This is a genomic window from Alteromonas sp. AMM-1 (assembly GCF_047290655.1).
Classification (GTDB): domain Bacteria; phylum Pseudomonadota; class Gammaproteobacteria; order Enterobacterales; family Alteromonadaceae; genus Alteromonas; species Alteromonas mangrovi.
Genome location: NZ_JBLBUE010000138.1, coordinates 1 through 9,676 on the forward strand (window position 1 = coordinate 1; position 9,676 = coordinate 9,676).

A 9,676-nucleotide genomic window follows, 5' to 3' on the forward strand; every position below is an offset into this window, starting at 1 on the left:
CGCTCTAGCATCAGGCAGTTGCCGCTCTAGCATCAGGCAGTTGCCGCTCTAGCATCAGGCAGTTGCCGCTCTAGCATCAGGCAGTTGCCGCTCTAGCATAATGCAGCGCGTTACTGCCCGTCTCTGTATCGTTAATCCTGGGCTCTGAGTCGCTCTACCAGGCTGTTAACCATTTTACCGGCGATAGACAGCGTTGGCGGCGTGGTTGGCAGGTTGTCGATGTGATACCAGTCAGCCTCAATAATTTCCTTTTCATCAATGGCGATGTCGCCGCTGTCGTATTCAGCAAAATACCCCATCATTAATGAATGCGGAAACGGCCAGGCCTGACTACCATAATATTCAAGGTTTTTCACCTTCACGCCCACCTCTTCCAGAATCTCGCGATGGGTTGCCTGCTCAACGCTTTCACCACTCTCTACGAAGCCAGCGATGATTGAAAACATATCGGAATGCCGGTGACGCACGCTTCTTGCCAGTAAAATTTCTTTACCGCGGTAAATAGCCACAATAGTACAAGGCGATACTCTTGGGTAACAGCGATGGCCACACCCTCTGCACTGCACAGCCATTTCCCAGTCAATCGCCTGGGTAGGCGATCCACACTGCCCACAAAAACGGTGAGTACGCAAAAAGTGAATGTACTGCCAGGCTCTGGCCAACGCTTCATAAGCAATGCGGCTTTCGCTTACTAACAGCTGTCTGAATGAAATAGTTTCCCAGCCAGGCTCATCAATTTGCTCTGCGCCCACATCAACAACGTACAGCGGCACCTCGAGTGGTAAGTCAGCGGCATTTAACTGCTTAACCTGATCTTTATAGTGATGAATGAAGTGTAACGATTGCCAGGATAACAATGGCATAGTGGCTTCGCCTGCCGGTACAATAATCTGATCCCGGCTGACAATCAGCCATAACCCGGCTTGCCCGGCAATGCTTGTTGTTAACTCCAGCACGTTTCACTTCCCGTCATAACTGTTAAGGCCAAGAGTATAACGCAGCGCTCTCAGTAAGCGCAGCAGTAATAACAATCAATAATGAAGATTGCTTGCTGATTTAGCGCTATATTTGTGTCAACGCTATGAATTGGTAAATATTAGTGTCTGTGATTTGTACGTCTGTGAGGCGGTGTTATACTCAATTAAAAGGGTAATACAGCCAGGGTATTGTTGGATGTTAAAACAGGTAGAAGTAGCCAAGCAACGCTGGGGTGGCGCAAACAAAACCATTGATGGGTGGCTGCTTGGTAGAAAACAGCTACTTATTCAGTATTGCGAACTGGCTGGCGTAAACTATCAGCGGCGCGATGCGCTGCCCGACGCCAGTGAGGTAAGCGAGTTTTGCACACTGCTTATGGATTATCTCTCTGCAGGTCATTTTGAAGTATATGAAATGCTGGTAAGCGATAACGCTGATGGTTTAGCGCTCAAGCAACGTATTTACCCGTTAATAGCGGCCACTACGGATTTGGCATTAGACTTCAACGACAGCTATGCTGATGACTTTCATCCGGATCTCGCAGCAAAGTTTGAGCAGTCTGTTGCAGCCCTGGGCGAAGCGCTGGTAGAGCGGTTTGAACTGGAAGACGAGCTGATTCAGCATATGCATGGACTGGTGCAAACACCTGTAACTGAGTAATTACCTAGAATCAATAAGTTAATATCTGTAAAGTAGACCGGGTATACACTGAAGTAAGAACATAACAACGCATGAAGAACGCAACAATAGTTAATAAAGCCAGGGCCTACTGCGAACAGCGCGGCGCCAGATTTACCCCGCTGCGGGAAAAAGTCTATGAACTCATGCTCGACAAACACGGTCCTATGGGTGCTTATGAATTGTTAGACAGTTTAAAAGAAACCGAATCCAGCGCCAAACCGGCAACTGTGTACCGTGCGCTGGACTTTTTACTCGACTTTGGGTTGATTCATCGACTTGAATCTACCAACGCGTTTGTTGCCTGCTATCATTTTGGATGTCACCACCCGGTGCAGTTTCTTATTTGCGACAGTTGTGGTGACGTCTCTGAGATACAATCTGAAGGTCTGAAAGAAACACTCGACAATCAGGCTAAACAGCATGGATTTAAAATTTCCAAGCAAACTATAGAAGCTCACGGACTTTGCGCCGACTGCCAGGAAAGCGAGTCGTTGGCGCTGGGAGAAGAACACAATGAATGCTGAGTTTGTAAACCCTTTTATAGCGGGATTACTCAATGTTCTGGAAACCATGGCACAAACCACACTGTCTCCAGGCAAACCCAAACGCAAAAATTCTGATGTTGCGTCGGGCGATGTGTCGGGACTGATTGGCATGGTAGGCCCAAATGTTAAAGGTTCCATGTCAATTACCTTTGAAGAAAAGCTCATTCTCGACATCATGCTGAAAATGGTAGGTGAAGCGCCCAAGACCATTGATGCGGAAGTTGCAGATCTTGTAGGAGAAGTCACCAACATGATTTGCGGCAGCGCCAAACGCGATTTGGCAGAGAAAGGGTTTGAGTTTGGTATGGCTACCCCCGTGGTTGTATCCGGAAAGCAACACTCTATCAGCCATCAGGTAGATGGCCCTAAGATAATCCTGCCATTTAATCATGAACTTGGAAAAGCCTACCTGGAAATCTGTTTTGATAAATAATTCCTGGTACTGTGAAAAAATTACCCTTCGCCCCTACGCCAGGGGCTTTCATTTAATCACAGATGAAATCACTTCCGCACTACCTCAAATAAAACACTTCGAAGTGGGTTTATTACACTTGATGTTGCAACACACAAGTGCCAGTTTAACCATTAATGAGAACGCGGATCCGTCGGTAAGAAGAGACCTGGAATCTTTTTTTAATCATACAGTTAAAGAAAACTCAACCTATTTTACTCACACCTATGAAGGGCCGGATGACATGCCCGCTCATATCAAAAGCAGTTTACTGGGCTGCCAGTTAACCATACCGGTTCAACGTGGTAAGCTTGCACTCGGTACCTGGCAAGGTATCACCCTTGGAGAACACCGCGACCAAGCGGGCCCACGCTCAATTATTGCGACCTTACAAGGCCAGTAATTATTTCTGTTAAAAGCCTAAAGTACTATGCTGGCACAGCTTTCGCATAGTACTCAGGACACACATTATTGCAACACAGGAAGTCAACAATGAAAAAAACTACTATCACTCTCGCTCTGATTGCCGCAGGCTTAGTGGCTACTCCCGTTATGGCGCAAGAGACAAAGCCTGACAACTGGGTAGGTGGTTATGGCATGTATTACAGCACTGACGCCGGAAAGCCTCAGCCAGCTGCACAAATTGACGATGGCTTTGGCATTGGTGCCGAAGCTGGTTTCCGTTTCGACGAAAACTGGGCAGCACGTATTTCTGCCTCGTATCTGGATTTAGATGGCGCAAACGGTGGTAACGGCGAAAGCGGTCCACTGGTAGGTGTGGACGCCATGTACTTCTTCAATGACGACCTTTTCTACGTATTTGGTGGTCTTTATTACGAAAATTTAGACGACAACTATCAAATGCTGGGCTACGGCTTAGGTAAACAATGGGCTGTTTCCGACAAATTTAAAGTGATTACTGAACTGGCTGCTTACCGCGATTTCAGCGAAAGCTATTACGACGTAAGTGCGAAGCTTGGTTTGTCTTACACCTTTGGTGCTTCAACGCAGTCGACGTACAATGCACCTGCGCCAGTAGTGGCCGCGCCAGCTGATGCTGACAAAGATGGCGTTGTAGACAGTTTGGATCGCTGCCCAGGCACGCCAATGGGTTCACCTGTTGACGAAATGGGTTGTGACGCCGACAAAGACGGTGATGGCGTAATTAACAGCAAGGATCAGTGTCCTAATACACCAGCCGGTACCGAAGTTGACGGCAAAGGCTGTGCAATTGAGCCAGATTCCGATAACGACGGCGTAGTAGACAGCAAAGACATGTGTCCAAACACACCAGCAGGGGATGAAGTACATCCTAACGGTTGTACCATTTTCACTGACGAGAAAGTGTCAATTGAAGTACGCATCCTGTTTGCTAACAACAGCGCCGTAATTGAAGATACCCGTGACCCACAAATTGTTGAATTAGCACAATTCCTGAGTCGTTACGGTAAAACCAAAGCCGTTATTGAAGGCCACTCTTCTGCACCAGGTGCCGATGCATACAACAAAGATTTGTCGTTACGTCGCGCCAATGCGTTGAAAGCAGTACTGGTAAAAGAATACGGTATCGATATGGCTCGCCTGAGCTCAGTAGGTTACGGTGAAGAACGTTTGTTAGACACAGCTAACACGAAAGAAGCGCATCACATTAACCGTCGTATCGAAGTTAAAGTAAGTGAAACCATTTCTGTACCGAAGAAATAATCACTAACGTAACTGAGTAAACCGTCCAGACGCCCGCATCATGCGGGCGTTTTTATTTCAGGTACAATGGAAAGCCGATAGTCGGTAACCGGGAATCACGTTAACTGCCCCCCTTGTCGATTCCTACTCCCTTTTGCTCCGCTCATTTGCGCTTATACCATCTGTTGACTACATTCAATGGTGTCTTAACTTTGCATGGCTAAGCCTATGTTGTTCGGAAACAGCCGTTATTTAATAGCCTGTCTGTTGTTGATGAGTCCTTGCTCATATGTAAAGGGGGACGAAGCCATTCAATGGAGCAGTTATGGCGGCTTTACTAACGATAACTCGCAGGTATTCAGTGGCGGACTGGATGAAGGTTTCACCAGTAGGATTCTCATAGACAGCGGTATTGAAGCAACGCTGAACAACCACACCCTGTTTGCCAGCATTCAAATTCAGCGAGGCAAAGATGGTTCGGCTGACACGGGTGACGCGCAAGCATACTCAAATATCGACGAAGCCAATTTCGCGAGGATTTACGAGCTTTACTATGCCTTTAGCACCGACTCGGGATTTATTAGGCTTGGCAAGCACGACGCAAACGGTGAATTCGCCTTCACTGAGCACGGCGGGGGCTTTATTAACTAATCAATGGGATTTAGCCCCACCATTTTCATGCTGCCCACCTACCCCACGCCAGCACTAAGTTTGAACGGTGGTATGGCCATAACCGAATCAATAACCTGGCTGGGTGGCATTTATGCGGCCGAGTCTGCAACAAACTTCGACGAACAGTTTTACATCACAGAACTTCAGTTTCAGTTAACCTCTGACATAGTCATAAAAACCGGCTACTGGAGAGACTCTAACCCGGTTGTCTCTGAAGAAGACACCTTACTGGCCGAGCATAGTGATGGTATTTACGCCATTTTTGACAACGCCATGCCGACACTTAACTGGTTAGACAGCTCAAAGGTAAGCCACTTCATTCAAGCGGGATACACGAGTGGAGACGTCAGTGAAATTGACCTTCACCTGGGCACCGGGCTGGCATTTGAAGACGTTTTTTCAAACGATGGTCATCAGGCCGGGATCGGCATTACAGCGGTTCGATTCAGTGAACAATTGTTACCGGATGCAGGATGGGAAACTGCTCTGGAAATCTACTGGCAAATTCCTTTCAGCGAGCACTTTACGCTGCAACCCGACCTTCAGATTATTCAGCATCCATCGGGTGACACAACCATTAACAATGCCTGGGTATTTACCTTGCGCATAGACGCGTCTGTCTTCTAAGGAGCAATGAGATGACCCTATCCAAAAAAGCGACATTGGGTTTAAGTTTGATGGTACTTACCGTTGTGCTTATTGCTACGACCGCCTTTTACGGTATTAACCGCCTCAGCAATACACTGGAATATCTGGTCGGTCCGGCCTGGGATTCTGCCGACGGCGCAATGGAAACTACCATAGAACTACAGCAACAGATCCGCATGATTGAACGTATGCTGGCAGGCAAACCGGTTGACGACAACGAATTAAACGCATCCCGGGATGCCGCATCTGAAGCGCACCAACGCCTGGAAAACGCCGGCATTGTAAATTCGCGCAAGCTCGAAGCACTGCGGGTACAGCGCAAAGAATGGGAGCAACAAGGCAATACGTTAAAAAGCCAGTATGCTGAGTTTTCGAATCTGCTAAGCGCATTTCGGGACACTACCGCTGAATTGGTAACACTGCTGGAAGAATTGGAAGAAAAAGGCGACGCCGCCGTAGAGGAGTTGGAAAATAACCCTGGTACGCGCATCAGTTGGGATACCGGACTTCGCGAAAAATGGGAAGCGGCCGATGGCGGCATGGAAACCACCATAGGGTTACTTCAGCAGTTGTATTTTTTAGAAAGACTCCTGCGTGGTGAATCTGCCCAGAGTATTCGCACAGAAATTGCTGAGGCAGCCGACTTCACCCATGACGCGATGGGCAGTATGCTTGGCACCAATAGCTTTAACGGCCGTTCCTCTATTGTACCGGGAATGAGTCAGGCTCAGGCACTGCAAACGCTAATGAATGATTTTGATGAGCAACGGGACAGATTAATCTCGCAATACATCACATACACCACAACTAACGAACGCTATCAATCAACAACCAAAGCGTTGCTTGCCATGCTCGAAGAGGTAGAAGAAGCCGGCGACAGTATGGTGGAAAGCCAGGTTGAGGCAAGTGCCGGAACCGTGTCGTTTGTATTTCTGCTGATGAGTATTGCATTTATTGCTGGTTTGGCAATGGCCGGGGTACTGACCATTCTGACACGTAAAGCCGTAGTCAGACCAATCCGCTCAATTGCCTACCGCATTCACAATATCGCCACAGGCGATGGCGATTTGACCAAGCGGACTGCGCTTCACCGAAACGATGAGATTGGCGATTTATCGAGTTATGTAGATGAATTTATAGAACGTTTACAAGTGATGATAAAACGCATCAAACACAGTGGGAGTGCTATTCGGGTATTGGTAACTGATACCGGCAAAAGCGCAATAACCATTACCACCAGCGCTCAGCAAACTGCGTCCCAGGCAGATGAAGTGGCGGTAGCCAGCGAACAAATGTCGCAGGTATCTGCTGAAATTGCCAACAACTGTGTGAACGCTGCGCAGAATGCTGAGAAAGCCAGTACGTTGGCACAAAGCGGGCAACGCAGGGTTCAGGATACCATTTCCAGTATGCAGGCTATTACCGATAGGGTAAGTGCCAGCTCCGAATCCATCGCATCGCTGAAAGATCAGGCCGATAAAATTGGTGAGATTGTGTCTGTGATCACGGCCATTTCTGCCCAAACCAATTTGCTGGCTCTTAATGCCGCCATTGAAGCAGCACGTGCTGGCGAGCAAGGACGAGGATTTGCCGTGGTCGCTGACGAAGTGCGTACTCTGGCGCAAAAAACCGATTCTTCTACCAGCGAAATTGGCGAAGTCATTAAAGCCATTCAGGATCAAACGCAGCGCTGTTTCGAGCTTATGGAAAGTTGTGTAGATGAAGTGAGCAAAGGCAAGATACGTTCGGGCGAAGCTGGCGAGTCACTAACGGAAATTCGTGCGCAAATGGACGATCTCACCATGATGATCAATCAGATATCCGCCGCTACAGAGCAGCAAACCATTACAATTTCAGACGTGTCTTTGAAGGTACAATCGATCGCTGATCTCGCTCAACAGTCCAACGCTGATGCAAAGCAAACCCAGAATCACGTATTACAACTGAACAAAAGCAGCGATGAATTGGACTCCGAATTGGCTCAGTTTAAGGTTTAGGAATAAACCGACTGTTAAGACGGTTTAATACTCATCATCAAACGCCGGGCCTGCGTAATTATCGAACCTCGAAAACTGCCCCTGGAAGGTTAAACGGCAGGTGCCAATTGGACCGTTACGTTGCTTACCAATAATGATTTCGGCGATGCCTTTATATTCGCTGTTCTCGTGATATACCTCATCACGGTAAATAAACATGATCAAGTCGGCATCCTGCTCGATAGAGCCTGATTCACGCAAGTCGGAGTTAACGGGGCGTTTGTCTGCCCGTTGTTCAAGACTCCGGTTTAGCTGCGATAGTGCAACCACCGGTATATTCAATTCTTTTGCCAACGCTTTCAGTGAGCGTGAAATTTCCGCAATTTCCAACGTACGATTGTCAGACAGCGATGGAACACGCATTAATTGCAAGTAATCCACCATGATCATACTTAGACCACCGCGCTCACGAGCGAGTTTACGCGCCCGGCTCCGCACATCCATAGGTGTCAGACCGGAAGAGTCATCTACGTACAGATTGTCTTTCTCTTTGAGCATCGCCATGGTATTTGAAATACGCGCCCAGTCTTCGTCGTCTAATCGGGCAGTACGAATTTTGGTTTGATCCACCCGGCTAAGCGATGCCAGCATACGCATCATGATCTGTTCAGAGGGCATCTCCAAACTGAACACCAATACCGGCTTATCTTCTGCCAACATGGCGTTTTCACACAGGTTCATTGCAAACGTGGTTTTACCCATTGACGGACGTGCCGCCACAATAATGAGGTCAGAACCCTGTAAACCGCTGGTTTTCTTATCTAAATCCTGAAATCCGGTTGTAACACCAGTCACTTCTTTATCGGTTTTGATCAGTGCTTCTAGCCGGTCAATGGTTTTCCCCAGCACCGATTCTATGCTTTGCGGACCTTCTGATTCACCGGTTCGGCGTTCGGCAATTTCAAACACCTTGCTCTCGGCCATATCCAGAATATCTGCACTGTTGCGCCCTTCCGGGTTATAACCTACCTCGGCAATTTCATTCGCTACACCAATTAATTCGCGGGTAATTGCACGTTCACGAATAATTTTGGCATAAGCGGTAACGTTTGCTGAGCTGGGAGTGTTGCGGGCAAGTTCACCCAAGTAAGCGAAGCCGCCGGCATCGTCGAGTTGATCATTTTTTTCCAGCGCCTCAGACACGGTGATCAAATCTACCGGGTTGTTGTTGGCCAGCAAGCCCAAAATCGCTTTAAAAATGATTTGGTGTGAGCGGTTATAAAACTCGGTGTCGGTTACCAGTTCCGTTACTTTGTCCCAGGTTTCCGGGTCGATAAGCATACTTCCCAATACCGCCTGTTCAGCTTCAATGCTGTGCGGTGGGATTTTAAGCTTTTCAACGCTTTTGTCGGAACTGGAAGAAACGGCTTTCACGCTACCTGACTACCTGATTAATGCACCAAATCGGTATTATGCGATATTTCGAACCACAATGCAGCATCGGGATGTAATCAATGCATTGACCGTATCTTTACGTTACCCGTCTCTAATTAGCTTGAACACATCGATAATACTGCCAGCATAATAATCCGAATAAAAAGCAATCACGTATCGCCACCATCATCAGCGAATAACCTATCGGAGCCCTCATGACAGCAATATTCGATGCTTTTAGCACGCCGATAAAACGTAAAATGAACCAACTCATGGCCGTTGCCATAACCAGCAGTGCAGCGTTGTGCACTCAAGCCGCCTCACTGGTAGACATAGAAAGTTACCCCGAACCGGGCGCATCACGCCCTATGCCTGTTTTTAAAGTAGATGCGGCCTGGCCGACCTTGCCCGACACCTGGCTGATTGGCCAGGTACCCGGATTAGCGGTAGATAAACAAGACAATGTGTGGCTTTTACATCGCCCTAATTCGTTAAGCCAACTGGATCTGGCCTTAGAGCAATCGCCAAAAACCGGTTTGTGCTGTGAAGCGGCGCCGCATATTTTGCAGCTCTCCCCTCAAGGTAACGTGCTCAAGAGCTGGGGAGGA

General features: G+C 47.9%; 10 protein-coding genes and 1 pseudogene. 9 read left to right on the top strand and 2 right to left on the bottom strand.

Going from position 1 to position 9,676, the window contains the following annotated elements:
• Positions 1-131 precede the first annotated feature (131 nt).
• Positions 132-956 (bottom strand): NAD(+) diphosphatase, encoded by an 825-nt coding sequence (gene nudC / locus ACLR2L_RS16120; protein ID WP_140961032.1) that lies wholly within the window; start codon positions 954-956, stop codon positions 132-134.
• Positions 957-1,173: 217 nt separating this feature from the next.
• Here nudC and rsd point away from each other — a divergent pair, with 217 nt between their 5' ends.
• From rsd to ACLR2L_RS16160, 8 genes are all read left to right on the top strand, one after another.
• A complete protein-coding gene (rsd, locus tag ACLR2L_RS16125) occupies positions 1,174-1,638 on the top strand; it encodes a sigma D regulator (protein WP_413369535.1) in 465 nt (154 codons plus the stop codon).
• Positions 1,639-1,709: 71 nt separating this feature from the next.
• Entirely contained in the window at positions 1,710-2,183 is a 474-nt protein-coding gene (locus tag ACLR2L_RS16130) for a transcriptional repressor (protein ID WP_140961035.1), read from the top strand.
• Complete coding sequence (locus ACLR2L_RS16135; protein WP_140961037.1) at positions 2,173-2,637, top strand: chemotaxis protein CheX; 465 nt, start codon at positions 2,173-2,175, stop codon at positions 2,635-2,637. The genes ACLR2L_RS16130 and ACLR2L_RS16135 overlap by 11 nt, the downstream gene beginning before the upstream one ends.
• Entirely contained in the window at positions 2,594-3,058 is a 465-nt protein-coding gene (locus tag ACLR2L_RS16140) for a secondary thiamine-phosphate synthase enzyme YjbQ (protein WP_181405232.1), read from the top strand. The genes ACLR2L_RS16135 and ACLR2L_RS16140 overlap by 44 nt, the downstream gene beginning before the upstream one ends.
• 89 nt (positions 3,059-3,147) lie before the next feature.
• A complete protein-coding gene (locus ACLR2L_RS16145; protein WP_413369537.1) occupies positions 3,148-4,359 on the top strand; it encodes an OmpA family protein in 1,212 nt (403 codons plus the stop codon).
• Positions 4,360-4,554: 195 nt separating this feature from the next.
• Positions 4,555-4,989, top strand: a complete 435-nt coding sequence (locus tag ACLR2L_RS16150; protein WP_413369539.1) for a hypothetical protein — start codon at positions 4,555-4,557, stop codon at positions 4,987-4,989.
• Between the two features lie 3 nt (positions 4,990-4,992).
• Positions 4,993-5,637: a carbohydrate porin gene (locus ACLR2L_RS16155; protein WP_413369541.1), complete on the top strand. Its 645-nt coding sequence runs from the start codon at positions 4,993-4,995 to the stop codon at positions 5,635-5,637.
• 11 nt (positions 5,638-5,648) lie between these two features.
• A complete protein-coding gene (locus tag ACLR2L_RS16160) occupies positions 5,649-7,655 on the top strand; it encodes a methyl-accepting chemotaxis protein (RefSeq protein ID WP_413369542.1) in 2,007 nt (668 codons plus the stop codon).
• A gap of 24 nt (positions 7,656-7,679) precedes the next feature.
• Here ACLR2L_RS16160 and dnaB read toward each other — a convergent pair whose 3' ends face one another.
• On the bottom strand, positions 7,680-9,068 hold the full coding sequence (dnaB, locus tag ACLR2L_RS16165; protein WP_140961047.1) for a replicative DNA helicase: 1,389 nt from the start codon (positions 9,066-9,068) through the stop codon (positions 7,680-7,682).
• A 215-nt stretch (positions 9,069-9,283) separates the two neighbouring features.
• On the opposite strand from dnaB, the pseudogene ACLR2L_RS16170 reads away from it, so the two are divergent.
• Positions 9,284-9,676: pseudogene (locus ACLR2L_RS16170) on the top strand (hypothetical protein); the annotation flags it as partial.

Bases quoted from the DNA above. Each gene is read 5' to 3' on its own strand.
- rsd (WP_413369535.1), top strand. From the start codon at position 1,174: ATGTTAAAACAGGTAGAAGTAGCCAAGCAACGCTGGGGTGGCGCAAAC.
- ACLR2L_RS16130 (WP_140961035.1), top strand. From the start codon at position 1,710: ATGAAGAACGCAACAATAGTTAATAAAGCCAGGGCCTACTGCGAACAG.
- ACLR2L_RS16135 (WP_140961037.1), top strand. From the start codon at position 2,173: ATGAATGCTGAGTTTGTAAACCCTTTTATAGCGGGATTACTCAATGTT.
- ACLR2L_RS16140 (WP_181405232.1), top strand. From the start codon at position 2,594: ATGAACTTGGAAAAGCCTACCTGGAAATCTGTTTTGATAAATAATTCC.
- ACLR2L_RS16145 (WP_413369537.1), top strand. From the start codon at position 3,148: ATGAAAAAAACTACTATCACTCTCGCTCTGATTGCCGCAGGCTTAGTG.
- ACLR2L_RS16150 (WP_413369539.1), top strand. From the start codon at position 4,555: ATGGCTAAGCCTATGTTGTTCGGAAACAGCCGTTATTTAATAGCCTGT.
- ACLR2L_RS16155 (WP_413369541.1), top strand. From the start codon at position 4,993: ATGGGATTTAGCCCCACCATTTTCATGCTGCCCACCTACCCCACGCCA.
- ACLR2L_RS16160 (WP_413369542.1), top strand. From the start codon at position 5,649: ATGACCCTATCCAAAAAAGCGACATTGGGTTTAAGTTTGATGGTACTT.